General features: G+C 65.2%; 27 protein-coding genes. 9 read left to right on the plus strand and 18 right to left on the minus strand.

Going from position 1 to position 26,425, the window contains the following annotated elements; all coding sequences use genetic code 11:
- Window positions 1-32: 32 nt before the first annotated feature.
- Window positions 33-1,001: a magnesium transporter CorA family protein gene (locus tag LU493_RS01155; RefSeq protein WP_275285942.1), complete on the minus strand. Its 969-nt coding sequence runs from the start codon at window positions 999-1,001 to the stop codon at window positions 33-35.
- Window positions 1,002-1,138: 137 nt separating this feature from the next.
- On the opposite strand from LU493_RS01155, the gene chrA reads away from it, so the two are divergent.
- Window positions 1,139-2,335 carry a chromate efflux transporter gene (gene chrA, locus LU493_RS01160; RefSeq protein WP_275286016.1) on the plus strand — a complete coding sequence of 399 codons (1,197 nt, stop codon included), beginning with the start codon at window positions 1,139-1,141 and terminating at the stop codon, window positions 2,333-2,335.
- 3 nt (window positions 2,336-2,338) lie between these two features.
- On the opposite strand, the gene LU493_RS01165 is transcribed toward chrA, so the two are convergent.
- Window positions 2,339-3,055, minus strand: coding sequence for a DUF3581 family protein (locus tag LU493_RS01165; RefSeq protein ID WP_275285943.1), 717 nt, complete (start codon window positions 3,053-3,055; stop codon window positions 2,339-2,341).
- A gap of 339 nt (window positions 3,056-3,394) precedes the next feature.
- Here LU493_RS01165 and nhaD point away from each other — a divergent pair, with 339 nt between their 5' ends.
- Window positions 3,395-4,792 carry a sodium:proton antiporter NhaD gene (gene nhaD / locus LU493_RS01170; RefSeq protein ID WP_275286017.1) on the plus strand — a complete coding sequence of 466 codons (1,398 nt, stop codon included), beginning with the start codon at window positions 3,395-3,397 and terminating at the stop codon, window positions 4,790-4,792.
- A 112-nt stretch (window positions 4,793-4,904) separates the two neighbouring features.
- Here nhaD and LU493_RS01175 read toward each other — a convergent pair whose 3' ends face one another.
- On the minus strand, window positions 4,905-5,978 hold the full coding sequence (locus LU493_RS01175; RefSeq protein WP_275285944.1) for a DUF3541 domain-containing protein: 1,074 nt from the start codon (window positions 5,976-5,978) through the stop codon (window positions 4,905-4,907).
- Complete coding sequence (locus LU493_RS01180; RefSeq protein WP_275285945.1) at window positions 5,975-6,709, minus strand: trimeric intracellular cation channel family protein; 735 nt, start codon at window positions 6,707-6,709, stop codon at window positions 5,975-5,977. The genes LU493_RS01175 and LU493_RS01180 overlap by 4 nt, the downstream gene beginning before the upstream one ends.
- A gap of 203 nt (window positions 6,710-6,912) precedes the next feature.
- Here LU493_RS01180 and LU493_RS01185 point away from each other — a divergent pair, with 203 nt between their 5' ends.
- Window positions 6,913-7,371: an NfeD family protein gene (locus tag LU493_RS01185; protein ID WP_275285946.1), complete on the plus strand. Its 459-nt coding sequence runs from the start codon at window positions 6,913-6,915 to the stop codon at window positions 7,369-7,371.
- Between the two features lie 2 nt (window positions 7,372-7,373).
- The gene (locus tag LU493_RS01190) at window positions 7,374-8,423 is read left to right on the plus strand and encodes an SPFH domain-containing protein (RefSeq protein WP_275285947.1); all 1,050 of its coding nucleotides are present in this window, start codon (window positions 7,374-7,376) and stop codon (window positions 8,421-8,423) included.
- 23 nt (window positions 8,424-8,446) lie between these two features.
- On the opposite strand, the gene zapE is transcribed toward LU493_RS01190, so the two are convergent.
- Window positions 8,447-9,556, minus strand: a complete 1,110-nt coding sequence (gene zapE, locus LU493_RS01195; RefSeq protein ID WP_275285948.1) for a cell division protein ZapE — start codon at window positions 9,554-9,556, stop codon at window positions 8,447-8,449.
- Window positions 9,553-9,702, minus strand: a complete 150-nt coding sequence (locus tag LU493_RS01200) for a hypothetical protein (protein ID WP_275285949.1) — start codon at window positions 9,700-9,702, stop codon at window positions 9,553-9,555. Before LU493_RS01200 ends, zapE begins: the two co-directional genes overlap by 4 nt.
- A gap of 150 nt (window positions 9,703-9,852) precedes the next feature.
- Here LU493_RS01200 and LU493_RS01205 point away from each other — a divergent pair, with 150 nt between their 5' ends.
- Window positions 9,853-10,014: a YhfG family protein gene (locus LU493_RS01205; protein ID WP_275285950.1), complete on the plus strand. Its 162-nt coding sequence runs from the start codon at window positions 9,853-9,855 to the stop codon at window positions 10,012-10,014.
- 463 nt (window positions 10,015-10,477) lie between these two features.
- Here LU493_RS01205 and astB read toward each other — a convergent pair whose 3' ends face one another.
- The 10 genes from astB to fabV form a co-directional block, all read right to left on the minus strand.
- Complete coding sequence (astB, locus tag LU493_RS01210; RefSeq protein WP_275285951.1) at window positions 10,478-11,842, minus strand: N-succinylarginine dihydrolase; 1,365 nt, start codon at window positions 11,840-11,842, stop codon at window positions 10,478-10,480.
- Window positions 11,839-13,308, minus strand: coding sequence for a succinylglutamate-semialdehyde dehydrogenase (gene astD / locus LU493_RS01215; protein ID WP_275286018.1), 1,470 nt, complete (start codon window positions 13,306-13,308; stop codon window positions 11,839-11,841). Before astD ends, astB begins: the two co-directional genes overlap by 4 nt.
- Window positions 13,308-14,354 carry an arginine N-succinyltransferase gene (astA, locus tag LU493_RS01220; RefSeq protein ID WP_275285952.1) on the minus strand — a complete coding sequence of 349 codons (1,047 nt, stop codon included), beginning with the start codon at window positions 14,352-14,354 and terminating at the stop codon, window positions 13,308-13,310. Before astA ends, astD begins: the two co-directional genes overlap by 1 nt.
- The gene (locus LU493_RS01225) at window positions 14,354-15,424 is read right to left on the minus strand and encodes an arginine N-succinyltransferase (protein WP_275285953.1); all 1,071 of its coding nucleotides are present in this window, start codon (window positions 15,422-15,424) and stop codon (window positions 14,354-14,356) included. The genes astA and LU493_RS01225 overlap by 1 nt, the downstream gene beginning before the upstream one ends.
- A gap of 47 nt (window positions 15,425-15,471) precedes the next feature.
- Entirely contained in the window at window positions 15,472-16,686 is a 1,215-nt protein-coding gene (locus tag LU493_RS01230; RefSeq protein ID WP_275285954.1) for an aspartate aminotransferase family protein, read from the minus strand.
- 140 nt (window positions 16,687-16,826) lie between these two features.
- Window positions 16,827-17,810 (minus strand): GlxA family transcriptional regulator, encoded by a 984-nt coding sequence (locus LU493_RS01235; RefSeq protein WP_275285955.1) that lies wholly within the window; start codon window positions 17,808-17,810, stop codon window positions 16,827-16,829.
- Entirely contained in the window at window positions 17,800-18,357 is a 558-nt protein-coding gene (locus LU493_RS01240; RefSeq protein ID WP_275285956.1) for an isochorismatase family protein, read from the minus strand. The genes LU493_RS01235 and LU493_RS01240 overlap by 11 nt, the downstream gene beginning before the upstream one ends.
- Window positions 18,358-18,475: 118 nt before the next feature.
- Window positions 18,476-19,456 (minus strand): GlxA family transcriptional regulator, encoded by a 981-nt coding sequence (locus LU493_RS01245; RefSeq protein WP_275286019.1) that lies wholly within the window; start codon window positions 19,454-19,456, stop codon window positions 18,476-18,478.
- Window positions 19,446-20,126 (minus strand): DUF2959 domain-containing protein, encoded by a 681-nt coding sequence (locus LU493_RS01250; protein ID WP_275285957.1) that lies wholly within the window; start codon window positions 20,124-20,126, stop codon window positions 19,446-19,448. The genes LU493_RS01245 and LU493_RS01250 overlap by 11 nt, the downstream gene beginning before the upstream one ends.
- A 10-nt stretch (window positions 20,127-20,136) precedes the next feature.
- Window positions 20,137-21,339, minus strand: a complete 1,203-nt coding sequence (gene fabV / locus LU493_RS01255) for an enoyl-ACP reductase FabV (RefSeq protein WP_275285958.1) — start codon at window positions 21,337-21,339, stop codon at window positions 20,137-20,139.
- A gap of 216 nt (window positions 21,340-21,555) precedes the next feature.
- On the opposite strand from fabV, the gene LU493_RS01260 reads away from it, so the two are divergent.
- On the plus strand, window positions 21,556-21,945 hold the full coding sequence (locus LU493_RS01260; RefSeq protein WP_275285959.1) for a DUF7079 family protein: 390 nt from the start codon (window positions 21,556-21,558) through the stop codon (window positions 21,943-21,945).
- Window positions 21,946-21,964: 19 nt separating this feature from the next.
- Here the strand turns inward: LU493_RS01260 and LU493_RS01265 are convergent, their stop codons facing one another.
- Window positions 21,965-22,450, minus strand: coding sequence for a glutathione peroxidase (locus LU493_RS01265; protein ID WP_275285960.1), 486 nt, complete (start codon window positions 22,448-22,450; stop codon window positions 21,965-21,967).
- 71 nt (window positions 22,451-22,521) lie between these two features.
- Window positions 22,522-23,073, minus strand: coding sequence for an NUDIX hydrolase (locus tag LU493_RS01270; RefSeq protein WP_275285961.1), 552 nt, complete (start codon window positions 23,071-23,073; stop codon window positions 22,522-22,524).
- A 151-nt stretch (window positions 23,074-23,224) separates the two neighbouring features.
- Between LU493_RS01270 and kynA the strand changes: the two genes are divergently transcribed.
- The 3 genes from kynA (at window position 23,225) to LU493_RS01285 (ending at window position 26,396) form a co-directional block, all read left to right on the plus strand.
- Window positions 23,225-24,082 carry a tryptophan 2,3-dioxygenase gene (gene kynA, locus LU493_RS01275; RefSeq protein ID WP_275285962.1) on the plus strand — a complete coding sequence of 286 codons (858 nt, stop codon included), beginning with the start codon at window positions 23,225-23,227 and terminating at the stop codon, window positions 24,080-24,082.
- Window positions 24,083-24,154: 72 nt separating this feature from the next.
- Complete coding sequence (locus LU493_RS01280; RefSeq protein WP_275285963.1) at window positions 24,155-25,804, plus strand: acyl-CoA dehydrogenase family protein; 1,650 nt, start codon at window positions 24,155-24,157, stop codon at window positions 25,802-25,804.
- 67 nt (window positions 25,805-25,871) lie between these two features.
- Window positions 25,872-26,396 carry a YgjV family protein gene (locus LU493_RS01285; protein ID WP_275285964.1) on the plus strand — a complete coding sequence of 175 codons (525 nt, stop codon included), beginning with the start codon at window positions 25,872-25,874 and terminating at the stop codon, window positions 26,394-26,396.
- The last annotated feature ends 29 nt before the right edge of the window (window positions 26,397-26,425 follow it).

Consider the following 26,425-nt stretch of genomic DNA (forward strand, 5'->3'; position numbering starts at 1 on the left):
CGACGGTCGATTCAGCCTTCTCCGGCAGCCCGTTACAGCCAGCGCCTGCGCTTGAACAAGTACAGCATGCCGGCCACCAACGACAGCATGACGCCGATCAAGATGAAATAGCCATAACGGAACGACAGCTCGGGCATATAGGCGAAGTTCATGCCATAGAGTCCCGCCAGGAAACTCAGCGGCACGAAGATGGCAGTGATCACCGTGAGGATGCGCATGGTGCTGTTGAGCTGGTGCGATGACAGGGACAGGTAACCATCCACCAGGTCGCCACAGATGTCGTAATACATCTGGGTCAGGCTCAGCAGCCGCTCGAAACGTTCATGCACGTCGTTGATGGCGTGCAGGGTTTCCTCATTGGCGCGAGGCAGGTGATCATAATCGTAACCGATCAATTCCTGGGTGATACCGACGTGATAGTTGAAGATGCGGCGCATTTTCACCAGCCTGGAGCGATAGGCGATGACCCGGCGCATCAGGGCATCGCTGCCATCGCTGATCAGTGCGTCCTCGAGGTCGCTGAGTTGCGTCTCGAACGCCAGCAGGCTCTCCAGATAGAAGCCCCCCGAAATGTACATGATTCGTAGCGCCACATATTCCGGGGAGCGCCCGAGCAGACGCTCGCCTTCGCGCTCGAACAGCCGGTCCACGCTCATAGCCCGCCCCGGATGCAGACTGATCAAGAAGCGCTCCCCCAGCAGGAAGGCCATCTGCTGAGGCACGTAGTCGAGATCGCCGTCGAAGGAGGAAATGCCACGATAGAGGATCAGGGTGTGATCGACGAACTCCTCTATCTTGGGCGGGTGACGATCACGATGGGCATCGTCGATCGCCATGGGGTGGCAGCCGAAGGCCTCGAGCATTTCGCGCTCGCGCATCGCGCCCTCACCCTGAAGGTCGATCCAGATGCGACTGTCCGGCGACTCGCGCCAGTGCGCGATCAATTCCTCGCCCCCCAGTGAAGCATGACCGTCGGCGTCCAGGAGCAGAGTTCGAATCATCGTCTTGTCATCTCTGGTTGATAGGCTCTCCCAAGATACGGCAAGCCTTGCGGCCTGCCTATGTCATTGGAATCGATCCTCAGAACCCGTCATTACCCTCGCTCCCATCAACCCCGGACGGATACGATACCCGCATGATGTCATCGCCTCGACACAACCTCGCCGAGGTCTTTCGCGCTTTCCTGCTGCTGGGACTGAGTGCCTTCGGCGGCCCCGTTGCTCACCTCGGCTATTTCCGCGCCGAATTCGTGACGCGTCGCCGCTGGCTCGACGAGCATGCCTACGCCGACCTGGTTGCGTTGTGCCAGTTCCTGCCCGGTCCGGCCAGCAGTCAGGTGGGGTTCGCACTGGGCCTGATGCGTGCAGGACCGCTGGGTGGCCTCGCCGCCTGGACGGCCTTCACCCTGCCTTCGGCCCTGTTGCTGATGCTGTTCGCCCTGGGGGCCGGCGGCCTGGACGGCCCCCTGGGCACCGGCCTGCTGCAAGGATTGAAGGTGGTCGCGGTGGCCATCGTCGCCCATGCGGTCTGGGGCATGGCCCGGACCCTCTGCCCCGACAGTCAACGAGCCGGCATCGCCGTCGCCGCCACCCTGCTGGTCACCGCGCTGGGCGGTACCTTCGGCCAGGTACTCGCCATCATGCTGGGGGGACTGGCCGGCCTGCTGCTGTGTCGTGGCGACCAGGAAGCACGCCCACCGGTACCAGGCTTCGGGGTTTCGCGTCGCGGTGGCCTGATCTGCCTGGGACTGTTCCTCGTGCTGCTGCTGGGCTTGCCATTGCTGGCCTCGACAGGGCCGGGCCTCGCCCTGGTCGATGCCTTCTATCGCGCGGGCGCACTGGTCTTCGGTGGCGGCCATGTGGTGCTGCCGTTGCTCGAGGCGGCCGTCGTCCAGCCTGGCTGGGTAAGCGCCGACGATTTCCTGGCCGGCTATGGCGCGGCCCAAGCGGTCCCCGGGCCGCTTTTCACCTTCTCGGCCTATCTGGGAATGGCCGCCGATAGCGTACCCGGCGGCATCATGGGCGCATCACTGGCGCTGGTGGCCATCTTCCTGCCGGGCATGTTGCTGTTGATGGCAGCGTTGCCGTTCTGGAACGACCTCCGCGAGCGCAGGGGCATCCAGGCACTGATGCGCGGCGCCAACGCCGCGGTGGTGGGACTGCTGGCCGCCACGCTCTATCAACCGGTGTGGACCAGCGCGATTCTCGGCCCCCATGAGTTCGCCCTCGCCCTGGTGGGCTTCACCCTGCTGGCGGTCTGGCGACAGCCAGCCTGGCTGGCGGTACTGGTATGTGGCCTGGGCGGCGTGCTGCTGAGCCTGCCTTCGACGGGCTGACATCTACGAGAGTTCCGCGTCGTGAGCGGCCTTCAAGCGGTAGAACTCGTCGACGATCTCATCCATGGCCGACGCGTCATAATCGCAGAGCCCACTGACCACCAGCTTCTTGGCGCCGCTGCCGATCTCCTCGCCGGCGGCGACGATGCGGAAATCCAGCAGCACATCGCCACGCTTGCCGACCACGTCGAGAGAAGAGGCGAGTAGCTCGAGGCCCGGGTCGACGCCATCCAGACGCTTGAGCGAGAAGCCCATGCTGTCGTAGATCACCAGCGGGCGACGAGGATTGAACATCACCCCGCGGTCTTCCATCAGCGGTTTGAGGTAATGGGGGAAGTTCTTCCCGGAAAAGGCCACGTAGCAACGCGTGAAGGCTTCGACGACCGATTCGTCGTGCGTGACGTCACCGTCGCGGCACACTTCGAGATAGCACTTGCCGGCATCGTCCAGCACCCGGATCAATCCCTCATCATCCTCGACGAAGGTCAGCGGAACGCTATCACCGACCATGCTGAGGAAACGAAAGTTCATGTTCTGGGAGAGTCCAAACCGTGCCAGCACCAACGCGAACAACAGGTCGCCCGGGACGCAGAAACGTCGCGCGTCGGGATTATGGATCGGGTTGAAGTCACCGGCCACACGCTTGGCAAAGCGGCTCGCCTGCTCGGCGGTAATATGGATGCGCGAGCCCGTGCGCGAGTGGTAATCGTCGAGAAACATGCGTCGAAGTCTGCCTGTGTCATTGGCGTTACGAAACCCGCCCGGCATTCCGGCCGGAGCCGCAGATGATGCCATAAAATTCCCTTCAGTGGGCGGTCCCCCGCCTACCGAATCCTGGCGACGACCGCTTCACCCCCTACCAAAGAGGCAGACCAGAAAACCATGTTTTGCAGTGCAAAATGGTAAAATTCCCCGGTTTTCAATCCCTTTTCGACCACTTCACGACCAAGGATAATAATGATGCTGCAAAGCTTTTGTCGCCTCGCCGGCGGAGGGCGGCGCCACGCTCGCTACCCTGACCGCCTCGCGCTCGCGTCCGGCCCGCTTCTCTTGCTCTTCATGGCCACCCCCGCCTTCGCTGCCACCGGTGGCCTCGATCTGACCACCTCCTTCGTCGGTCTGCTTGCCGTCGCCATCTTCGTGCTGGCCTATGCCCTGGTCATGGCCGAGGAACGGCTGCACATGCGCAAGTCGAAACCGGTGCTGGTCGCCGCCGGCATCATCTGGGGGCTCATCGGCTGGGTTTACGTCAAGGCGGGCATGCCCAGCGAGTCCGAACATGCCTTTCGTGAGACGCTGCTCGAATTCAGCGAGCTGATGCTCTTCCTCCTGGTGGCCATGACCTACATCAATGCCATGGAGGAACGTAACGTCTTCGATGCCCTGCGCTCCTGGATGGTCCGCAAGGGGTTCAGCTATCGCATGCTGTTCTGGCTGACCGGCATTCTGGCCTTCGTCATCTCGCCGATTGCCGACAACCTGACCACGGCATTGCTGATGTGCGCCGTGGTCACCAAGGTCGCCGAGGGCGACAAGCGCTTCATCAACCTGGCCTGCGTCAATATCGTGGTGGCCGCCAATGCCGGCGGGGCCTTCAGCCCCTTCGGCGATATCACGACCCTGATGGTCTGGCAGGCCGGCATCGTCCATTTCCAGGAGTTCTTCGCACTGCTGGTACCATCGATGGTCAATTTCCTGATTCCCGCCGCGGTGATGAGCGTCTTCATCAAGAACCGCAAGCCCGCCAGCCTCGAGGACGACATCTGGCTCAAGCGGGGCGCACGACGCATCATCGTCCTGTTCTTCCTCACCGTGGCCACCGCCGTGGCCTGCCACACTCTGCTTCACCTGCCCCCCGTCCTGGGCATGATGACGGGCCTCGGCTATCTGCAGTTCTTCGGCTATTACCTGCGCCAGAGCCTGCCGCGTTCGCTGGAGCGCAAACGCAGCCGCTACACCCAGCGGGGCGACTGGAAGAAACTCGAGCAACTGGGCAGCGTGGTGCCCTTCGACGTCTTCAACCGCGTGGCGCGCGCCGAGTGGGATACCCTGCTGTTCTTCTACGGCGTGGTGATGTGCGTCGGCGGCCTGGGCTTCATGGGTTATCTGGGCCTGTTGTCCGACGTGCTCTATACCCAGTGGCATGCCACCGGCGCCAACATCGCCCTCGGCGTGGTCTCGGCGGTGGTCGACAACATTCCGGTGATGTTCGCCGTGCTGACCATGGAGCCCGACATGTCCCATGGCCAATGGTTGCTGATCACCCTGACCGCCGGGGTCGGCGGCAGTCTGCTATCGGTGGGCTCCGCCGCCGGCGTGGCGTTGATGGGCCAGGCACGGGGCAATTACACCTTCATGGGCCACCTGCGCTGGACCCCGGTGATCGCCCTGGGTTACATCGCCAGCGTGGCGACCCATCTCTGGCTCAACGGGCATAGCTTCACCCTGCATGGCTAGGGTCTGTACGAAAAGTGCCTGCACTCGCCGACTTTTCGTGCAAGACCTAGCCCCTCCCTTCCGCGCCGCCGGTCCCACGGCCGGCGGCCGGAATATTGAGCACAGCCATGAATCAGAGTGTCCTCAAATCCGGTCCGGGATACAGACGCTCGGGCCAATCCAGCAACATGATGGCCAGGACATTGCGGTGCTCGCCGTACGCCGGATCGAGACCGCCGTCCTCGGCCGGCACCATGCGGGCCTCGGGGTCGTAGGCCGCCAGCAGGGCATCGCGCAGCCGGCGCACCGCCGGGTCTGTCTCGCGCCCCGCGAGCAGGAAGCTGATCCCGGCTTCGGTATAGATGTCCGCCTTGGTCTCGGCCAGGATCCGCTCCAGATGGCCGGCGAAGTAGTCCAGTATCCAGTCGAACTCATCGGGATCCACAGGCCGCTGATAGTAGCCGCTAGCGGCGATCACGAAATGGGTCATCCCGTAGATCTTGTTGCGATAGGAGGCGCGTGACAGCGTCGCGTCCCGTTCGGGCGGGTAATGCGCTCGGAACGCCTCGATCGATGCCTCGCGCAGATCGGCCACGCCCAGCTCGTGAAGGTAGTACACCAGATTGGCCACCTGGGCGGCATAGACCTCCATCACCTCGGGATCGGTGACGAAAGCCCGAAAATCGACACCCGCCAGATAGCGTAATCCTCGGCGATATTCCGGCAGATCGGTCTCGTTGAGCAGGCCGTGATAGCTGGCTTGCGTCAGTCGAAAGGCCAGGCCCTTGGCATAGGCGATTTCAGGCCAGTCGGCGAGCATGCGCTTGCGACGACGCTGCTTGACGGTACGCTCCGGGTAGTCGGTCACCGACGCCTGGGCACGTGCCGCCATGACCCTCGACCGACCCAGACCCGCGATTTCCTCGCGCAGCTCGGTGACCAGGCGGTCGCCATAATCGCGATTGGGCGGCAGGTAACGCGCCTCGCCGGTCAGGCGATAAAGACGTTGGGCATAATGGCGACGGTCATCCACCGGCAGGTCGGGCAGGATCTGCTCATAATGCTGACGGATCTCGGCGGCCACCGCCTCGTAACGTGCTGCGTCCCGATGCGCATCGACGGCGCAGCCGGTCAGCCATAGACACAACGCCAACCACCCGGCCCGAGACAACCAGGGCGTGATGACCGAGTTGACCATCGCGTTCATGAACGCTCCTTGCGGCGTCGCGACCGCTCGGGGGGAATCAGCTTGACGCGGGCCTTGGGGCGTTTCGGCGATACCGGGGCCTCCCCCGCCCGAGGACGGGACGCGGGACGTTCCACCACCACCCAGGCGAAGACCGGCAGGGCCAGACGCCAGCGAATCGCCGCCAGGCGCAGTCCCAGCGTCGTCACCAGGGCGCTGCAGATGGCGACGACCAGGGACACACCCAAGGCTTCAAGGCTCACGAAGACCATGCCACCGGCGATCGAGGCCGTCGCGTAGATTTCCTGGCGCAATACCATCGGCACACGACGCGCCAGCACATCGCGCATCATGCCGCCCGCCACCCCGGTCAGTAGTCCCATCAACACCGCCACCACCCCCGGAGTTTCCAGCAACATCGCCTTGTGGGTGCCGATCACGGTGAACAACGCCAGGCCGAAGGCGTCGGCCACCGGCAGGAAGATGCGCGACAGGCGATGAATGTAATGGAACCCCAGGATGGACAGCCCCACGGTCGCCAGAATGACCCAGAGATACGCCGGGTCCTCGACCCAGAACACCGGCCGCACACCGAGCACCAGATCACGCAGGGTGCCGCCGCCGATCCCCGTCATGGCGGCAAGCACCAGCATGCCGAAGGGATCCATCCGCGAACGACAGGCCAGGATCACCCCCGACAGCGCGAAGACGATCACCCCCATCATGTCCAGCCAATATATCCATCCGGTCACGCACTTTCTCCGCCGTCTCGATGCCGCCATCATAGCAGGCGTGGCACCGCCAACGCCCGCGCCCACACGCGCCATACGGCTCTAGCGACTTTTTCATCTCGTGCCGATACTCGGGTGCATGGGCTGGGGCACAATATACAATAGGTGGCCACTCGCAGCGTCGATCAAAACGTCCTCCATCCCATCTCGACCACGGAGCTATCATGGACTGGAATCCTGCCTATACCTGGCTGGTCATCGCCTTACTGCTGGGGCTGGCCGAACTGGCCTCGGGAGCGCTGCTGCTCTTGGCGCTGGGCGTGGCCGCGGCGCTGACTGCCGCGCTCGCCGCCATGGGCTTCAGCCTGTCATGGCAATTGCTCGGGATGGGCGTATCCTCGGGACTGCTGGTACCACTCGCGGTCTGGGTCCTTCGCCCCAGGTTCTCCCCAGCGGGCGTGGCGTACGGCACCACCGGTACCGGCGTGGAACAGGGCAATACCTATCGCGTCATCGAACGCGACTTCGATGGCGCCAGCGGCATCAAGGTCAATGGCGATTTCTATCGTATCCGTCTCGCCGTGACCGACGAGACGGACCTTCCGGTGGATACCCTCGTGACCTTCAAGGAATTCGATGGCACCACCGCCATCGTCTCACTCGCTACCCCCAAGGAGCAGTAACCATGGATTTCCCCATCAGCCCGGGCCTGATTCTCAGCCTGATCATCGTCATCATCGGTATCCTGATCATCGTCAAGGGATTGGTGGTTGTTCGACAATCGGAAGTCATGGTCATCGAACGCCTGGGATCGTTCAACCGCCTGCTCGAAAGCGGCATCAACATCATCATCCCTTTCATCGAGCAACCCCGTGCCATCACTATGATCCGCTATCGCAAGATGGGTGACGACTACCAGGCCATCACCAGCGACGAGACACGGATCGACCGTCGCGAAACCGTCATGGACTTCCCCGGCCAACCGGTAGTGACCACCGACAATGTCACGGTGACCATCAATGGTGCCCTTTACTATCAAGTCATCGATCCCAAGCGTGCCGTCTATGAAGTGGAAAACATGAGTCAGGCGGTGGAGGTGCTGGCCAAGACCACCCTGCGCTCGGTGGTCGGCAAGATGGAGCTCGACAAGCTGTTCGAGTCACGTGCCGAGGTCAACAATGAAATCCAGGCTGCCATGGAAGAAGCCGCCTCCAAATGGGGCGTGAAGATCTCGCGGGTCGAGGTGCAGGACATCGCCATGCCCGAGGAAGTCGAATCCGCCATGCGCCTGCAGATGGCCGCCGAACGCAAGCGCCGGGCCACAGTGACCGAGGCCGAAGGCGAGAAATCCGCGGCCATCGCCATGGCTCAAGGGCAGCGAGAATCGGCAATTCTCAACGCCGAGGGCGACAAGGAGTCGGCCATTTTGCGTGCCCAGGGTGAACAGGAGTCGATCAAGCTGGTGCTGAATGCTCTCGGCGACAGCGAGGACAACAAGCAGACGGTGGTGGGTTACCTGCTGGGCCAGAGCTATATCAAGGGACTCCCCGACATGGCGAAGGAAGGCGAGCGGGTATTCGTTCCCTACGAGTCCTCCGCCCTGCTCGGTTCCATGGGCATGTTCCGCGAACTCGCCGGTTCACCGGAAGACGCCGTCACCTCTCATTTCCAGTCCCGCGGCAACCAGGATGGCCTGCGTAGCGGCATGGTCGGCGGTGCTGGTAGCGGCGGTTGATACGTCGCTCGGTGCGCGTTTCGTCACCGGACAGCGAAACGCGCCAGTTGCATTTCCCGCAGACGACTCAGGGTACGACGAAAGGGAAAGGCCAGATGCCCCGCGGGATAGAGCCCTTCCATGGGAACTCGGGCTTCGACATGCAGGGGCACGCCACGGTCATAGCATTCATCGACCAGGGCAATGAACCGGCGCACACCGTCGTCGTGTCGGGACAGCGCCGGCAGCTCGCGGTCGCCGGCCTCGACCCTGGCGCCGGCATCCTCGGTACCTCGCGCGATCCTTGCGGCGACAGGCGTGCCACCGAGACACGGCACCTCGCCGAGCAGGACATGATGAAAGCGATCACACAGGGCGATGAAGTCCAGGGCCGCCAACGGCCGTTCGCAGAGGGCCGCATAACGGCACCACACGACTGACTCGCTCCGGGCCTCCACATTGATCGGCAGGTGAGCCAGGGTGAAAGGCTCGGTACACGCGGCGTCATCGCCGTTGAGCCGCTCGAAGACCCTCGGCAGCACACTCGCCTCGCCCTCGCCGCGCACCCAATAGCGTTGTTCGATCGCTCCCGGATGGCGTCGATGATCCTGGTCGCCGTCCAGGTGCACCACCCGGGTATTGCGCTCGATGGCCTTGATGGCAGGCAGGAAACGCTCGCGATTGAAGCCGTCGGCATAGAGCCCCGAGGGCGCCTGATTGGACGTGGTCACCAGGGTCACGCCCTGCTCGAACAGCTCTCCCAGCAAACGGCCCAGCAGCATGGCATCGGCGATATCGGTGACGAACAGCTCATCGAGGCACAGCACACGTGCCTCGGCGCTCAACTCGACGGCCAGCCGATGCAACGGATCGGCAGTCCCCGTCAATTGGAACTGGCGACGATGCACCCAGCGCATGAAGTGATGGAAGTGCTGCCGCTTCGACGGAACCATCAGCGCCCGGTGGAAACGATCCATCAGCCAGGTCTTGCCTCGCCCCACCGTGCCCCACAGGTAGACGCCCGGGACAGAATCCTCGCCACGCTCCAGGGCCCGGTGGGCGTCCTCGAGCGCGTCGACCGCACGCCACTGGGCATCATCCGCCATGAAGCCATCCTCCAGGGCGCGTCGATAAGCGGCCAGGGGTGATGTCATGCGTCGGCCCCACGCCACGTCTGGATCAGGGTCACCACGCCCAGCACCAGGCCGCCGGCCACTACGCCGACGACCAGATTGAGCAGCATCGGGGTCAGGCCGTGCACGATGGCATCGATCAATGTCAGCAGACTGGCTCCAGCCACAGGGACCTCCTCTGTCGCGATGGTGGACGTATCGACATCAGCATAAAGCAAAGTGCCCCCTACCGCGCACACCGACTCCATGGCGAAGACACTCATGCACTGCCGAGGCTGAATAGGGTAAAATAGCGGGAAACGTCAGGGAGTCTCCTCATGCCAGACGTCTCGCTGCAAACCAAGCGGGCCTACTTCGCCAAGGTAAAGCGCGCCAACTACAAGGCCAGCATGCGACTTGAAGGCATCCACAACGCCAAGTCGGATGCCAAGGCTACTAGAGAATCCATTCTGGCCAAGTACAAGCCCTCCCGGTCCTGATGGACAAGTACGGTACAGAGCAGGACCCTTATTGTTACCCGGGGAGCCCGACTCTCCGTAACCTCCTCGATATTCAAGATGAAACTGAACTGGAAGACGTCGAACGTCAGTTGTCGTTGCTGGCAACCGATACGGTCCAGTTCTCGCCTCCCCCTTACGACCTTGACTACCTGAAGGCACTCCATCGTCAGCTTTTCGGTGATCTCTACGCCTGCTCTTCGAACATATAGTCATCAACTGCGGCTACGAGATCTCATGGGAAGGTGTCGATCGGGAAAAGTGGCTGAGCGCGAATATCGCCGCCTATTACGGCCGCTATCAACCGATGGCGACGATCTTCGATCAATGTATCGGTGAGCCACTGACAGACGGCTAGCCCGACAAGGATCGATAGCCGGATCAATAACGGCGCAAGAAGGGGCCGCCGGCCTAGAGACCGGCGACATCTATCTCGCCCCCCGATTCAGCCGAGCTGGAAGGGGTAGACGCTACCGATGCGCAGGATGCCCGTCAGTTCGTCGAGGGCGGCAAGGGTCTCCTCGGCGAGTTGCGGGTCGGCCAGGTCGTCGGGCGCCAGGCGGTCCCGGTAATGACGCTCGACCCAGGTCGTCAGCGCTGCGTAGAGGTCGTCGTCGAGCAGCACCCTGCCGGAGACGGCGGCGCGCTCCGACGCCGAGAGCGCCACGCGCAGCCTCAGGCAGGCCGGACCGCCGCCGTTGCGCATGCTCTGCTTGACATCCTTGACCACCACCTCGCCGATCGGGTTGTTGCCGGCCAGCAGATGATCCTGGATGCAACGCCAGACCGCCTCGCGCTCCTGGCATTCGCCGGGTACCACCAGGGTCATGGTGCCGTCGGGATTACTGAGCAGCTGAGAGTTGAACAGATACGACGCCACGGCATCGTCGAGACCGACCGCCTCGAGCGGCACTCGCACCGGGATCAGCGGCTCAGGCATCCTCGCACGCAGTGCCTCCAGGGTGCCTTCCTCGTCGCGGAAGGCCATCTCGTGATAGAGCAGCACGGGGCCATTGCCCACCGCGATGACATCGTTATGGAAGACGCCGGCATCGATGGCCTCGGGATGCTGCTGGGCAAACACCGTCTGCGCATCGCCGAGCCCATGCTGACGCGCCACCGCCTGGCTGGCTTCCAGGGTCTGGCGAGCGGGATAGCGACGCGGTTCGACACCATCGCCCCCGAACGCCTGGCGACCATAGACGTAGAGATGCACCCCGGCCTCGCCATGCCCCGCGCACAGCCGGGTGTGGTTGGCCGCTCCCTCGTCGGAAAAGGCCGGCGTGGCGGGCAGCACCGGATGGTGAGCGAAACGCGTCTCGTCGGCGAAGATCGATGCCAGGACGCGGCCGGTAGTGGCCGGTTCCAGGTAACGATGGAAGCTCGACTGCAGATTGGCCGGCGTGAAGTGCACCCGACCGTCGGCGGCGTCGACGCTCGGCGTCACCGTACCCGCATTGGCGGTCCACATGCTGGAAGCGGAACACACCGCACGCAACAGCTGCGGCGCCTCATGCGCGGCCCGGGAGAGCACCCGGGCATCGTCGCCGCCGAATCCCAGGGCACGCAGGGCACCCAGGTCCGGACGCTGCTGGGGCGGCAGCACGCCCTGGGCATAGCCGGCGTCCATCAGCGACTTCATCTTCTCGAGCCCCTGGAGGGCCGCCTCGCGAGGGTTGGCAACCAGGCCCTGATGGGTCATCGAGGCCACATTGCCATGAGCCAGCCCCGAGTAATTGTGCGTCGGCCCTACCAGGCCATCGAAGTTGACCTCGCGAACGTCGAGTCCATCTCGCAGGGCATCGCTCATAGCGTCACCCCCGGCGGCAGCTTGTCGGGCAGGTGCAGGTCCTCGCTCTCCATGGAGGCTACCGGGTAGGCGCAGTAGTCGGCGGCATAGTAGGCACTGGGACGGTGATTGCCGCTGTCGCCCACGCCGCCGAAGGGCGCGTCGCCGGAAGCACCGGTGGTCTGGCGGTTCCAGTTGACGATGCCGGCGCGGATGCGCAGCAGGAAGTCGTCCCAGTCGCCCCGTTCGCCACCGATCAGGCCGGCGGAGAGGCCATAGCGGGTGTCGTTGGCGAGCCGCAGCGCCTCGTTCCAGTCGTCGTAACGATAGACCTTGAGCAGCGGGCCGAAATGCTCTTCATCGGGCACATCCAGGCCGGTGACATCGATCAACGCGGGGGACAGCAGGCTGGTGCCTTCCGCGAGGCGCGACATGCGCGACAGCACCGTGCCGCCTCGAGCCTCCAGATCCGCCTGGGCGTCGAGCAGCCCATCCGCCGCGTCCAGGGTGGCCAGACCACCATAGAAGCCGGCCGGCTCGGCGAACTGGCCGGCCACCCGCAGCTTGTCGATGGCCTCGCTCAGAGCCTCCAGCAGACGATCGCCCACCGGCCCGCGAGGAACGATCAAGCGGCGCGCGCAGGTGCAGCGCTGGCCACCGGACAAGAAGGCCGACTGCAGGATGGTCAACACGGCCGCTTCCTGGTCCGGCACGTCCTTGACCACCAGCGGGTTGTTGCCGCCGAGCTCCAGGGCCAGGATCTTGCCCAACTGCTCGGCGAACTGTCGCTGCAGCAGGCCGCCGACCTTGGCGCTGCCGGTGAACAGCAGACCATCGATGCCCGGATGCCGTGACAATGCCTGCCCCACCGGCGCCGCGCCCTGCACCAGGTTGATGACGCCTTCGGGCAGGCCGGCCTCGCGCCAGCACTGCAGGGTCAGGTCGGCGGTCAGCGGCGTCTGCTCGCTGGGCTTGAAGACCACGGTGTTGCCGGCCAGCAGTGCGGGCACGATATGGCCGTTGGGCAGATGCCCCGGGAAGTTGTAGGGGCCGAACACTGCCATCACGCCATGGGGCCGATGGCGCAGCACCGCCCGGGCATCGCCCAGGTCACGCTCGCGTTCGCCGGCGCGTTCCTGCTGGGCGCGAATCGAGATCGCCACCTTGCCGATCATGGCGCCGACCTCGGTGCGCGCTTCCCACAACGGCTTGCCGGTCTCACCGGCGATGGCCGTGGCCAGCGATTCACGGTGGGTTTCCAGCACTTCGCGGAAGCGCTCCACCAGGGCCTTGCGCTCTTCCAGGGGAGTGCGCGCCCAGGCCGGCATGGCGGCGCGGGCGGCCTCCACCGCAGCGCCCACCTGAGCCTCGCTGGCGGCACCGCCGGACCACAGCGCCTCGCCGCCAACGGGGTCATGCTTGGCGAATGCCTCGGCCTCGCCGGACTGCCATTGGCCACCGATCAGTAGCTGTTGCGTCGCCTTCATCATGTCTCCTCGTCGGTATCCAGAATGCGCAGGGTGTCGCCCGAGCCGACCTCGAGCCGCTCGGCTTCGGCCTCGCTCAGGGTCAGCACGCCCTCTGTATCGGGACCGCGTCCCACCCAGGCCGCGCGGAAGTCGGCCATGACGGTGTTGGCAGCCAGCCAGCGCGGGCGCGGTGTCTGTTCCAGCTCGCCGGCTTTTATCTCGACCCGGCAGGTCCGCGACAGGCGCACGCCGCGCACGTCGTCGATATAGGCTTCCACGGTGGGCCCGCCATCGAAGATGTCGATGAAGCCTTCCCAGCGCAGCCCCTCCTTCTTGAGCATCGCCAGCGCCGGGCGCGTGTGCTCGTGTACCTGGCCGATGCAGGCGCGTGCCTCTTCGGAAAGAAAGGGCGTGTAGATCGGGAATTTGGGCATCAGCTCGCCGATGAAACTCTTCTGGCCCAGCCCGGTGAGCCGATCGGCCTCGTTGAAGTCCATGGGGAAGAAGTGGCTGCCCAGGCACTCCCAGAAGGGACTCCGGCCCGACTCGTCGAACAGGCCGCGCATCTCCGCCAGGACCTTGTCGGGGAAGCCGTTGCGGAATTCGGCCATGAACAGCCAGCGCATCATCGACAGCAGTGCACCGTTGCGCTCGTGGCGACGATCGGCACCACGATACTCGGGACGCAGGAACAACGAGGCCACCTCGGCATCGCCGGTGTGGTCCGAGCTCAGGAAGAGGGTATCGATGGTGCGGTGCAGGTCGAGCTGCACCGAGGAATGCGCCAGGGTGCCGACACGATAGTGGTAGAAGGGAATCTCCCGCCCCACCTGGCTCTCGATGGCGCAGCAGCCGGCGAGACGACCTTCTACCTCGTCCTCGAGCACGAAGAAGTACAGGCGCCTGTCTTCCGGTGTCCCACCATTGAAGGCGCTCACCGCCGAGGCGATCTTGTCGGCCAGGAAGGCCTCGTTGTCGGGCAGCGAGGTGAACCCCACCCCCGTTTCGCGGGCCACTGCCCGCAGTTCGTCCAGGTCGGACTCGGCAATCGGTCGGATGCGCATTACAACTCTCCCTCGTCGTAACCCGGATCATGCTCGGCGCCGGCGAGCGCCAGCGGCGCAGCAAGCACGGCGCGGCCTTCCTCGACGCCGAGCAGCTCGGCGTGCTCCGGCGACAGCATCAACTGGCCGGTGGGTGACAGGGCATAGCGCGCCACCACGCAGCGGAAATCGTCGAGGCGTTGATTGGCGACCATGGCCGGCTCGGCATCCGGCAACGAATGGGGCGGACGAATGCGCACCGGGTGCCAGGCGGCATGGCGAAAGCTCTCGAGTCGCTCGCGTTCGCCCTTGATCACCGGGCCGGCATCGAAGATGTCGACATGCCGCGAACGCAGGAAGCCTTCGGCGAGCATCTCGTTCATGGCCGGCTCGTGCTCCGGGTGCTCGCGACCCACGGCGGCCCGCGCCTGGGGCGTGAGCAGCGCCTGGTAGAGCGGAAACTGCGGCATCACCTCGGCGATGAAGCTCTTCGAGCGCACCCCGGCCACATAGTTGATCTCCTGAAAGTCGCGCACGAAGAAGTGGCGCCCCACGCTGTTCCAGAAGGGCGACTGCTGCTCGTCGTCCAGATAGCCGGGGAAGGCCATCGCCAGGATCTCGGCGAAACGCTCCGGATACTGGGCGATGAACATCAAGCGAGCACGACGCAGCAGGCTCTCGGCGCTGGTGCCCCGGTAGTGAGAGTCGAGCGAGTAGGCACACAGCAGGCTGGCTTCGGAGACCTCGTGAGAGAGCGACAGGGTCTGCACCTCGCGACGCACGTCGAGCTGTTGCGAGGCGTGAATCAGCGTCTCCTGGCGATAGGTGTAGTAGGCCTCCCGGGCGCCGGCCTGGGCGCGGATAGTGGCGGTACCCACCGCCTCTCCCCGCTCCAGGTCCTCGAGCACGAAGGTATAGTGCTCGTCGCCGGGAAACTCCACCTCGGCCTCGAAGGCCCGCTGGGAGCGCGCGATGCGCTCCTCCAGTCGATCGCGGTGCGCCGGCAGGTTGGTCAGACGCGGCGTGGCGCTGCCCGCCAGCCGCTCCAGGGCCGGCAGATCCGCCGGCCGGGCAGGACGTACCACCAACATGTCATGGCCTCCACGTGATTCGGCTTCCGGCATGGTGGGGACGCGGCTCACTGGTCGGCCACCAGGCGCGCGACGGCACGCTCGAGACGCGCCATGCCCTCGGCGATGTCCGCCTCGGGGATCACCAGCGACGGCGCCATGCGCAGTACATTGGGACCGGCCACCAGTGCCATCAGGCCCTCCTCGATGGCCAGCGGCAGAATGTCCTTGGCACGTCCCTCGTATTCAGGACGCATCTCGGCGCCGATCAACAGCCCCATGCCGCGGACGTCCTTGAAGACGCCGTGCTTGCGGTTGATGGTCTCGAGGTGCTCGCGAAACAGGTCGTGACGCTTGGCCACGCCCTCCAGCACCTCGGGGGTGTCGATGTGCTCGACCGCCGCCAGGGCCACGGCGGAGGCCAGGGCATTGCCGCCGTAGGTCGAGCCATGGGTGCCCAAGCCCAGCGACGGGGCGACGCGGTCGGTGGTCAGCATGGCGCCAACCGGGAAGCCGCCGCCGAGCGCCTTGGCGGAGGTCAGGATGTCCGGCGTCACGTCGTACTGCATGTAGGCGAACAGCGAGCCGGTGCGGCCCACGCCGGTCTGCACCTCGTCGAAGATCAGCAGGGCATCGTTGGCATCGCAGAGCTCGCGCAGCCCCTTGAGGAACTCGGGATCGGCGGGAATGATGCCGCCCTCGCCCTGCATCGGTTCGACCATCACCGCGCAGGTGTCGGCATCGATCAGGTCGCGCACGCTGTCGAGGTCATTGAAGTCGCCATGCACGATGCCGCCGGGGACCGGGCCGAAGCCCTGGGAGTACTTCGGCTGACCGCCGACGCTGACGGTGAAGAAGGTCCGACCATGGAAGGACTTGCCGAAGGAAACGATGCGGCTCTTGTGCTCGCCGTGATGGTCGTAGGCCCAGCGACGCGCCAGCTTGAGCGCCGCCTCGTTGGCCTCGCCTCCGGAATTGCACAGATAGACCTTGTCGGCGAAAGTGCGCTCGACCAGGCTGCGCGCCAGCTTCAGGGCCGGCTCGTTGGTATAGACATTGGCCAGATGCCACAGCTTGTCGGCCTGGTCCTTGAGGGCATCGACCAGCACCGGGTGGCAATGACCCAGGGCGTTCACCGCGATCCCCCCGGCGAAATCGATGTACTCCTTGCCCTGCTGATCCCACAGGCGGCTGCCCTCGCCGCGCACCGGAATGGTCTTCTGGGGCGCATAGTTGGGCACCATGTACTGGTCGAAGTCGCTGCGGGTCGGGGTCTGGGTCATGTCACGCTCCTTTTGCTCGAGAAGGCTCGGAAGGATGGATCATCGTTCTTTCGAGTCGATGCATTCGAGTATAGGGAGCGCGGACCGAGGGGGCTTTCAGCAATGGGACGGCGAATTGTGAAAGAAGGCAGCGAGCCGGATCAGCACGAACCGATCCCGGGCGACCGACGCTCACGCCAGGCACGCGGCGAGTCGCCCTCGAAACGACGCCAGGCACGCCTGAGCTGGCGGTCATCGCCGAACCCGACTTCTTCAGCGATGCGCACCAGGCTCCAGGGCGTCTCTTCCATCAACTGCCGGGCAAGCTGCAGACGCAGGCGCTGCAGGTAGTCGTGCGGCGACATCCCGGCGACCGCCATGAAGCGCCGCCGCAGGTGACGTTCGCTCATGACCGCCACCCGTGCCATGTCGACCATCGTCCACGCGTCCCCCAGGCGGGCGCACAGGGCATCCTGCAGTCGGTGGATGCGCTCGTCGACATGATTGCGCCCTTCCAGCCAGCCGGTCAGTTGCGGCTCATGGCCGCTGCGGCGCAGGTAGAGCACCATCTCCCGCGCCACCGCCAGGGTCAGCCGATGCCCGAGTCGCCGAGTCAGCCAGTGCAGCATGGTGTCGATCCCCGTGGAGATGCCAGCGCTGGTGAGAATGGGCCCATCCTCGATGAAGATGCAGTCACCCTGGACACGCGCCCCGGGCGCCAGCGCTTCCAGCCGCGACAGCAGGGTGTGGTGGGTGGTGCAACGCCGCCCCACCAGCAGACCGGCCTCGGCCAGCAGCAACGAGCCCGAACAGACCCCCATGACCGTACCGGCCGCCGGCGCATGATGACGCAGCCAGTCGACACTGAGCGGCTGATGGGCCGGATCGATGCCCTGCCGATACTGCCCGGGCACCAGCAACAGGTCCCAGGCCTGCGGCGTCCCTGGCAAGGGTTCGATCCCGCTCAGGGACAACGGCCCCAGCCAGTCGAGGGCCTCGCAGGGACCGACATAGCGAATCGTCAGGTCCTCGTGCATGCGCTGTGCACAGTGCAGCACCTGGAGCGGGCCCACCAGGTCGAGCGGGACCTGGCCGGGGAGCATCAGCACCCCGACCCTCAGCGACGACGTGGCCTCAAACGGCATGCGTGCCCCATTCCTTCGCCAGGCCGGCGACATCGACGATGCGCGCGAAGCGCCCTTCCAGCACCAGCTCGGTACGCGCACGAATGTCCTCGGCGGACCAGGTCCGGCCCAGCCGGCTCATGGGGAAAGTCAGGGTCGCTTCGCTGACGAAGTCCACCTCGAAGCCGAGGTCGGCGGCGACACGTGTGGTGGTCTCGCAGCACTGCTCCGTACGAATGCCGCTGATGAGCAATCGCCCGATGTCCCGCTCGCGCAGCCAGCTCTCCAGTTCGGTATCGGTAAAGGCGTTGTGGGCCCGCTTGTGGAAGGTCGCCACCGAAGGCTCGTCGAACTCCTCGAGCGGACGAATCAGGCCATGCTCGGGATCGAAGGGCGTCGCACTGCCCGGCTCCTCATGGAAGATACGCACCAGGGGGATCCCGGCTTGCCGAGCCAGGTCCAGCAAGGCATGTTGCCGCTCGCGCCAGGGCGCGGCCAGGGCCTCGTCCCAATAGTCACGGACCGGGAAGGAAGCTTGAACGTCGATCATCAGCAGCGCGGTGTTCATGGGGAGAGCCTCTCATGGCAAGTGGAGTGGCCACCTTAGCGCCGGAGCGCAGCCGTTGACGCCCTAGAATGGCCGACAAGCGGACCATTTCGGCCATCTTCATGAGACCGGCCGAGGCTCAGCCCAGTCTCTCCTCCCGGGGCGTCATGCCGAAGTGATTGCGATAGGCGGTGGAAAAATGCGCCGCCGAGGAAAAGCCGGTCTGCAGGGCGATCTCGCCAGCGGGACGATCGCTGTCGCGCAGCAGTCGACGAGCCTGCTGCAGGCGCAGGTTGAGGTAGTAACGACTGGGCACGGCCTGGAGGTACTTCTTGAACAATCGCTCGAGCTGACGACGCGAGATGCCGAGGTGCTCGGCCAGCTCGTGAGTCGTCAGGGGCTCCTCGATATTCGATTCCATCAGCGCCACCGCGTCCACCAGGCTCTGGGGAGCGTGACCGAGCCGCGTGCGCAGCGGCACCTGCTGGGGCTCGTCCCCCATGCGGATGCGCTCGAGCACGAAGTGCTCGGAGATACGTTCGGCCAGCTCGTCCCCGTGATGGCTCCCGACCAGGGTCATCATCATGTCCATGGCGGCGGTACCGCCCCCGCAGGTCAGCCGGTCGCGGTCGATCTCGAACAGCTGCTGGGACAACCGGACCCGGGGATACGCCCGGGCGAAGGCCTCGAAACGCGGCCAGGGCAAGGTGGCACGATAGCCGTCCAGCACTCCGGTGCGCGCCAGCACTTCGGTGCCGCCTCCGATGCCGCCCAGTACCACCCGGGCGGCGGCCTGCCGCTGCAGCCAGTCGAACAGCGATCGGGGCACGCTGCTCGTCAGGGGGCCCGGCGCGCACACCAGCAGCAGATCCAGGGACGGCCCCGCCTCCTCGGGCGTCGCCTGAGGCAACAGGGCCTGACCGGAGGCACTGGCGACCGGACGCTCATCGACGGCGAAGGTCGACAGCCGGTACAGCGTGCGCCCGGCCAGTCGGTTGGCCACATGCAAGGGCTCGGTGGCACAGGCCTGGGCCAGCATCGAGAACCCGGGCAGCACCACGACGCCCACGTCACGCGTCAGGCCGGGGGAAAGAGACGCGGCCTTGCCATCAGCGACCATCGTCGACATCGTGCAGGGTATCGATGAAGGCATTGGATCGGGAGATTGCCGCTTGCATGCGCGTCCTCAGCGCGGCGACATCACGCTCCAGTCCGTCGACTTCCCCGCGCAATGCACCGATCGCCCGGGCATTGAGGTTGTGCTTCAGTAGCAGCACATTGTCACGCATTGCCAGCAGCACGGGATGCATGCTGTCGGCGGCGTCCTGCATGGCGTCCCGCATCTGCGCATAGCGCTGACGCGTCTGCCGCAGCCGTTGCTCGGACAGGCGTCGATACTCGGCACTCTGGTAGAGCTCGAGCTCGTCTTCCCACTCGTCGAACAAGGCCGCGGCCACGGACTCGATGTCGTCGATACGCTCCTCGACTCGATCGGCGGCGACGTCGCTGCGCTCGTAGGCCTCATCGAGACGCTCGTAGGTCTGCGACAGTTCGCTGTCGGGGACCCGAACCACGGCACGGAACTGCTCCAGCGCCGACGCGAACTGCTCCTCGGCCGCCACCTGGGCGTCACGCCCCTCCTCGACCCGCTCCACCATCAGGTCGCGCTTGTGGATGCCGACCTTCTCCAGGGCGCCATAGTAGGCGCTCTGACAACCGGCCAGCAGGCTGGCCGCCAGGATCGGCACCAGCCAGGCCTGGCGGGACCGCGGCAGGACTCGATGGGTCATGCTGCCTCTCTCAGAGCTCGACGACATCGAAGGTCGCGACCGTATCGACATCGGCCTCGTAGTCCACATCGTCCCGCTCGAAGCCGAACAGCTTCAGGAAGTCGTGCTTGTAACCGGCGTAGTCGGTGATCTCGAACAGATTGTCGGTGGTGACCTCCGACCACAGCGTCTTGCAGGCCTGCTGGACGTCGTCGCGCAGCTCCCAGTCATCGAGGCGCAGGCGGCCGGCGTCATCGGTCTCGGCATGCCCTTCACCAAGATAGAGGCGCTCGCCGAACAGACGGTTGAGCTGGTCGATGGTGCCTTCGTGGAGTCCCTGCTCCTTCATCACCTTGTAGACCATGGCGATATACAGCGGCATCACCGGGATCGCCGCGCTGGCCTGGGTGACCACCGACTTGAGCACCGCCACATTGGCGCCGCCGCCCTGCGCGCCGAGACGCTTGTCGATCTTGCCGGCGGCACGATCGAGGTCCTCCTTGGCCCGGCCCAGGGCGCCGTGCCAGTAGATCGGCCAGGTGATCTCGGTGCCGATGTAACTGAAGGCCACGGACCTGGCCCCCGGCGCCAGCACGCCGGCACGGTCCAGGGCGTCGATCCACAGCTCCCAGTCTTCGCCGCCCATCACATCGATGGTGTCGGCGATCTCCTGCTCGGAGGCCGGCTCGACCTCGGCTTCGGTGATGGCGTCCTTGTTGGTATCGATGGCGGTGGCGCGGTAGGTCTCGCCGATCGGCTTGAGGCTCGAACGCTTGAGTTCGCCGCTGTCGGGCAGCTTGCGCACCGGGGACGCCAGGGAGTAGACCACCAGGTCGACCTGGCCGAGATCCTGCTTGATCAGCTCGATGGCCTTCTCGCGCGCCTCATGGGAAAAGGCATCGCCATTGATGGACTTGCTGTAGAGGCCTTCGGCCTTGGCGAACTTGTCGAAGGCGGCGGCGTTGTACCAACCGGCGGTGCCGGGCCTCTTCTCCGTGCCCGGCTTCTCGAAGAACACGCCCAGGGTATCGGCACCGTAGCCGAAGGCCGCGGTGATGCGTGCCGCCAGGCCATAACCGCTGGAGGCGCCTACCACCAGCACTTTTTTGGGGCCGGAGCTCTTGTCCAGGCCGCGCGCCCGCGTCGCCTCGATCTGCTCGAGCACGTTCTTCTCGCAACCGACGGGATGGGTGGTGGTGCAGATGAAACCGCGTACCTTGGGCTTGATGATCACGACAGACCTCTTCGTTGAATACCGAGGAGCCGCGCAGGGCGGCATCCGGGAAGTTGTATTGCCAATGGCGACATTCTAGCGACACTGGGCGGCACTGTCCGCCCTGATCGGCTCGCGGGACGATGAACCGGCTCGGACATTGTTGAGTGCGATGGCCGGCTGGGGCAGCATGAACGTCACTCACCGATATCGGACGCAACGAGCAGGAGACCGCCAATGGATGCCCAGACCCTCGTCGACCAGCGTGGCGACTTATGGCTGGCGCTGGCGCCCCTGTGGCTGGAACGAGAACCCAGGGAGACCGATTATGCCCGCATGGTCGAGGTCATCCAGCGTCACGATCTCAGCGTGCAGGAGCTGGAATGGGTCTTCCGCCTGGAGCTGGCGCCGGTGCTCTCTCGTCAGCAAATGTCCGTGGCCAGCGAATGGCGCCACTTCGACGATCACAAGCTGATGCGCCTGCTGGTCGCCCATAACCTGCGACTCAAGGGCTGGCGTCGCAAGAGCTGGGCCCTGTTCTCGGGCCTGACCACCATGATGACCCGCCACCGCTGGAACGAACTGATGGAGCGGGTATTGATCACGCGGGGCGAGACCTTGTCATGATCGCCGACGGAGCCCCCTCTCAGGATTCGTCGAGAATCCACTCCAACGCCTCGTTGAGCTCGCCGATACCCGCCCGCGGCGAGAAACGCCGCACGACACGACCATCCCGGGCCACCAGGAACTTGGTGAAGTTCCACTTGATGACGCTCGTTCCCAGCACACCCGGCGCATCTCGCTTGAGTTCGACGAACAGGGGATGGGCATGACGGCCATTGACGCGGACCTTCTCCATCAGCGGGAAGGTCACGCCATACGTCTGCTCGCCGAAGGAGCAGAAGGCCTCGGCCGACTCGGGTGACTGTCGGCCGAACTGATTGCAGGGGAAGGCCAGTACGGTGAAGCCGCGATCGCGGTGGCGACGATAGAGACGCTCGAGTTCGCCGAGCTGGGATGTGAAGCCACAGCGGCTGGCCACATTGACGATCAGGAGCGCCTGGCCGCGCAGCGCGCGAAGGTTGAAGGGCTCGCCGCGATAGGTGCGGCAATCATGATCATGGATACTCATGGCTCGGGCTCGCTGTCTGTTCCATCAAGATGCCATGCCGGCTCCCTCGGCGCCAGTCCCGCGCCAACGGCTCACCCAGGTGCCGCAAGAGAGCCGTCGTGGACGAGCGTCTCCACCACCTGGCGCGTGTCCGGCGTCACCTCATCGAGTGCCAGGGCCCGATCAGGGGAAAGCCAGAAGGCCTCGGCGACTTCATCCGCCTGCAGGGCCAGGGGGCCATCATAGTCGACCAGGTAGGCACTGCCGAAGATATGATTGCCATTCCGGGCATGGACGAATTCCAGCATGTGCCGCAGGGGCTCCCCGACGATCCCGAGCTCCTCGGCCAGTTCGCGCCGCGCCGCCACATGCACCGCCTCCCCGGCACCGACCACGCCGCCAGCGGCCAGATCAATGCCGCCGGGGAAGACCTCCTTGGTCAGGGTGCGGCGCTGCACGCACAACTCGCCCCGTGCGTTGCGCACCACGATATAGGTGGCGCGATGCCAGAAGTGGTAGCGCCGCATGGTGGCGCGCGGCGCACTGCCGCAAGGCCGGTTGCGCGCATCCACCAACTGGATGCTCTCGTCGGAGATGCGCTGGACCGTCGCCGACTCGGGCGACGCACCTGGGTCGGTGGCCATGAAAACTCCCTGCAGGGAAATAGGATCAGCCTAACGGCTCACCCCGGGCACGTCATCTCCCCACTACCCTCTGCCGCGTTTTCTTCGTCCCTCGCCGGCGCCTGCGTTACAGTCGTCTTCCCCACCCGACAACGATGACAAGGGCCGAGCGATGCGTGATACCGATGCGGATGCCGACAAACGCCAGGTAGACCTCGACGACGAGGGGGGCGTCCACTGGGACCAGACGATGAGCTATGGGCAGTACCTGAATCTCGAGGCATTGCTGGACTGCCAGCGCCCGCTATCGCGCGAGCATGACGAGATGCTGTTCATCGTCATCCACCAGGCCTCCGAACTGTGGATACGCCTCTGCCTGCACGAGGCGCACGGCGCCGCCGAGCGCATTCACCACGGCGACCTGCGCCCCGCCTTCAAGATGCTGACTCGGGTCGCGCGCATTCAGGAGCAGCTCATCAACGCCTGGGAGGTCCTCGTCACCATGACCCCAGCGGATTACCTGAGCTTTCGCGACGAACTGGGCCAGAGTTCCGGCTTCCAGTCATATCAGTATCGGGAACTGGAATTCCTGCTGGGCAACAAGAACGCCCGCATGATCGAGGCCCACCGCGCCCACCCTCGCCACTATGATCGACTGCGCGAGGTGCTGCAGGCGCCCAGTCTCTACGACATCACCCTGCAGCGATTGGGACAGCGCGGCTTCGACATCCCGGCTGACCGGCTCGAGCGGGACTGGTCCGAACCCTATGTCCCCTCGTCTCGCGTCGAGGCCGCCTGGCGCGAGATCTACCGGGATACCGAGACCCACTGGGACCTGTACGAGCTGGCCGAAAAGCTGGTGGATCTGGAGTACAACTTCCAGAAGTGGCGTTTCAGCCACATGAAGACCGTCGAGCGTATCATCGGCTATCGCCATGGCACCGGCGGCACGGGTGGCGTCAGCTATCTGGTCAAGGCTCTCGACCTGCAATTCTTCCCTGAGCTCTGGTCCGTGAGGACCACCATCTGACCACCGTCGGAAGCGTTGACCAGGCACCGACGGACAACCATGCTCAGGACAGGCCCGCCATCGGAGCTGCCCATGCAGGACCACGCGCCACGAGCCCGGCTGGCGACCCATGAAGTGGTCAACCAGCCTCCTTCCCCCGAGGATCGCGACCTCCTCGAGGATGACCTGCCGATGCGCGAGGCACTGGCGCGGGAAGCCCCCGGCTGGGTCGCCGAGCGCCTGGCCCCGCTGGGACGCGAGGTCGGCAGCGAGCGCGTCCGCGCTCTTGGCGAGACAGCCAACCGCCACCCGCCCGAACTGCGACTGTTCGACCGCTACGGGCGACGTCTGGATGCCGTCGACTATCACCCGGCCTACCATGCGCTGATGCACCTGGCCATGGACCACGGCTGGCACGCGGTCGCCTGGCAGGAAGAAGGCCGTGGCGGCCACCAGGCCCACGTGGCTGCCCTCTACCTGCTCACCCAGGCGGAGCCCGGCTTCTGCTGCCCGGTGACCATGACCCATGCCGCCATGCCGGCGCTGCGCCACTCACCGTCCCTGCATGCCCGCTGGTCTCCCGGCCTGCTGCACTGGGACTACGACCCCCGTGCGCTACCCGCCGCACGCAAGGCGGCGCTGACCTTCGGCATGGCGATGACCGAGAAACAGGGCGGCAGCGACGTTCGCGCCAACACGACTCGCGCCACCCCCGACGCGGACGGCTGGCGTCTGACCGGCCACAAATGGTTCTGCAGCGCCCCCATGTCGGACGCCTTCCTGACCCTGGCGCAGACCGACGACGGCCTCGGCTGCTTTCTGGTACCGCGCTTCACTCCAGACGGCGAACGCAACGCCATCGAGCTGCAACGGCTCAAGGACAAGTGCGGCAACCGAGCCAATGCCTCGGCGGAAATCGAATATCGTGATGCCTGGGCCGAGCCGCTGGGCGAGCCCGGACGCGGCATTGCCACCATCCTGTCGATGGTCCAGCAGACCCGGTTGGACGCCGCCACCGCACCGGTAGCGATGATGCGTCAGGCGCTGGACGAAGCCTGGCGGCACGTGCGGGTACGACACGCCTTCGGCCGGCGCCTGGCCGAACAGCCATTGATGCGCACCCTGCTCGCCGACATGGCACTGGAAGTCGAGGCCGGCGTCGCCTTGACCCTGCGCACCGCCCGTGCCTTCGACGGCGCCGCACGAGGCGACGCCCACGAGACCGCCCTGGCCCGGCTGCTACCGGCCCTGGCCAAGTACTGGCACAACAAGCGCGCTCCCGGTTTCCTGGCCGAGGCCATGGAATGCCTCGGTGGCATCGGCTACGTGGAAGAGTCCCCGCTGGCACGGCTCTACCGCGAAGCGCCGGTAAACTCCATCTGGGAAGGCTCGGGCAATGTCATCTGCCTGGATGTCCTGCGGGTGTTCGCTCGCCATCCCGAAGCCCTGACGGCACTTCGCCAGGAACTCGACACGGCGCGCGGCGGGTCGTCGGCACTGGACGCCGCCATGCAGGAACTCATCACGCGTCTCGAAGCGCAGCCGGATACCCTGGAACGTCAGGCACGCTGGCTGACCCAACGCCTGGCCCAGTGTCTCCAGGGAGCCCTGCTGCTGCGCCACGCGCCAGCCGAGATCGGCGAGACCTTCTGTCGTTCGCGGCTCGTCGATGCCAGCCCCGTCTTCGGTGCCCTGCCACCGGATGCACCCGAAGATGCGATCCTGAATCGCCTTTACACCTGAGCAGCGCCCGGGGTGTACGATAGAATGGCCTGGAAAGCCCTCTCGCCCCTGCCAACCGGAGCCGCTCATGGAGGACTGGACCCTCAGATGGATCCTGGGTCAGGCCGTCAGCCTTACCGCCCTGGCGCTATGCATCGTCGCCTTTTCCAGCAAGCGCGACGATCGGCTGTTCGTGATCCTCGTCTTCGCCAATGTCGCCTTCGCCGCGCAGTTCGCCCTCTTCCAGAGCTGGGTGGCTTCCGGCATCTCCGCGCTGATCGTGCTGCGTATCCTCCTGGCCCGCCGTTATCCGAGCCATGCCGGCATCATGGTCGCCGTGCTGATCGCGACCCTGGCCATCGCGGCCCTGACCTGGAGCGGGCCACGCGACATTCCGGCCCTGGCGGCGGGGTTATTGGGTACCTATGGCATGTTCATGCTGCGCGGCATCGCCATGCGTGCCGTGCTGGCCGGCGCCGCCTTCTGCTGGATCATCAGCAACCTGCTGGCAGGCTCCATCGGCGGCAGCATTGCCGAGACCCTGATCTTCATCACCAACGTGGTGACCATGCAGCGCCTCAGGCGTGACGCCCTGCTGCATGGCACCCCTTGAGACGCCCGCATCGCTCGAGCACCGGGCAG

The sequence above is a fragment of the Halomonas elongata genome (assembly GCF_029081005.1).
In the GTDB taxonomy this organism is placed as follows: domain Bacteria; phylum Pseudomonadota; class Gammaproteobacteria; order Pseudomonadales; family Halomonadaceae; genus Halomonas; species Halomonas elongata_B.

Excerpts from the sequence above, each read along its gene's own strand:
- LU493_RS01265 (WP_275285960.1), bottom strand. The coding sequence starts at position 22,450 with ATGAGTATCCATGATCATGATTGCCGCACCTATCGCGGCGAGCCCTTC.
- astA (WP_275285952.1), bottom strand. The coding sequence starts at position 14,354 with ATGCGCATCCGACCGATTGCCGAGTCCGACCTGGACGAACTGCGGGCA.
- astD (WP_275286018.1), bottom strand. The coding sequence starts at position 13,308 with ATGAAGGCGACGCAACAGCTACTGATCGGTGGCCAATGGCAGTCCGGC.
- LU493_RS01260 (WP_275285959.1), top strand. The coding sequence starts at position 21,556 with ATGGATGCCCAGACCCTCGTCGACCAGCGTGGCGACTTATGGCTGGCG.
- kynA (WP_275285962.1), top strand. The coding sequence starts at position 23,225 with ATGCGTGATACCGATGCGGATGCCGACAAACGCCAGGTAGACCTCGAC.
- LU493_RS01250 (WP_275285957.1), bottom strand. The coding sequence starts at position 20,126 with ATGACCCATCGAGTCCTGCCGCGGTCCCGCCAGGCCTGGCTGGTGCCG.
- LU493_RS01185 (WP_275285946.1), top strand. The coding sequence starts at position 6,913 with ATGGACTGGAATCCTGCCTATACCTGGCTGGTCATCGCCTTACTGCTG.
- LU493_RS01245 (WP_275286019.1), bottom strand. The coding sequence starts at position 19,456 with ATGGTCGCTGATGGCAAGGCCGCGTCTCTTTCCCCCGGCCTGACGCGT.
- LU493_RS01235 (WP_275285955.1), bottom strand. The coding sequence starts at position 17,810 with ATGCCGTTTGAGGCCACGTCGTCGCTGAGGGTCGGGGTGCTGATGCTC.
- LU493_RS01225 (WP_275285953.1), bottom strand. The coding sequence starts at position 15,424 with ATGTTGGTGGTACGTCCTGCCCGGCCGGCGGATCTGCCGGCCCTGGAG.
- LU493_RS01205 (WP_275285950.1), top strand. The coding sequence starts at position 9,853 with ATGCCAGACGTCTCGCTGCAAACCAAGCGGGCCTACTTCGCCAAGGTA.
- chrA (WP_275286016.1), top strand. The coding sequence starts at position 1,139 with ATGTCATCGCCTCGACACAACCTCGCCGAGGTCTTTCGCGCTTTCCTG.
- LU493_RS01285 (WP_275285964.1), top strand. The coding sequence starts at position 25,872 with ATGGAGGACTGGACCCTCAGATGGATCCTGGGTCAGGCCGTCAGCCTT.
- LU493_RS01175 (WP_275285944.1), bottom strand. The coding sequence starts at position 5,978 with ATGAACGCGATGGTCAACTCGGTCATCACGCCCTGGTTGTCTCGGGCC.
- astB (WP_275285951.1), bottom strand. The coding sequence starts at position 11,842 with ATGAGCGATGCCCTGCGAGATGGACTCGACGTTCGCGAGGTCAACTTC.
- LU493_RS01270 (WP_275285961.1), bottom strand. The coding sequence starts at position 23,073 with ATGGCCACCGACCCAGGTGCGTCGCCCGAGTCGGCGACGGTCCAGCGC.
- zapE (WP_275285948.1), bottom strand. The coding sequence starts at position 9,556 with ATGACATCACCCCTGGCCGCTTATCGACGCGCCCTGGAGGATGGCTTC.
- LU493_RS01155 (WP_275285942.1), bottom strand. The coding sequence starts at position 1,001 with ATGATTCGAACTCTGCTCCTGGACGCCGACGGTCATGCTTCACTGGGG.
- LU493_RS01230 (WP_275285954.1), bottom strand. The coding sequence starts at position 16,686 with ATGACCCAGACCCCGACCCGCAGCGACTTCGACCAGTACATGGTGCCC.
- LU493_RS01240 (WP_275285956.1), bottom strand. The coding sequence starts at position 18,357 with ATGAACACCGCGCTGCTGATGATCGACGTTCAAGCTTCCTTCCCGGTC.
- LU493_RS01190 (WP_275285947.1), top strand. The coding sequence starts at position 7,374 with ATGGATTTCCCCATCAGCCCGGGCCTGATTCTCAGCCTGATCATCGTC.
- LU493_RS01165 (WP_275285943.1), bottom strand. The coding sequence starts at position 3,055 with ATGTTTCTCGACGATTACCACTCGCGCACGGGCTCGCGCATCCATATT.
- nhaD (WP_275286017.1), top strand. The coding sequence starts at position 3,395 with ATGGCCACCCCCGCCTTCGCTGCCACCGGTGGCCTCGATCTGACCACC.
- LU493_RS01280 (WP_275285963.1), top strand. The coding sequence starts at position 24,155 with ATGCAGGACCACGCGCCACGAGCCCGGCTGGCGACCCATGAAGTGGTC.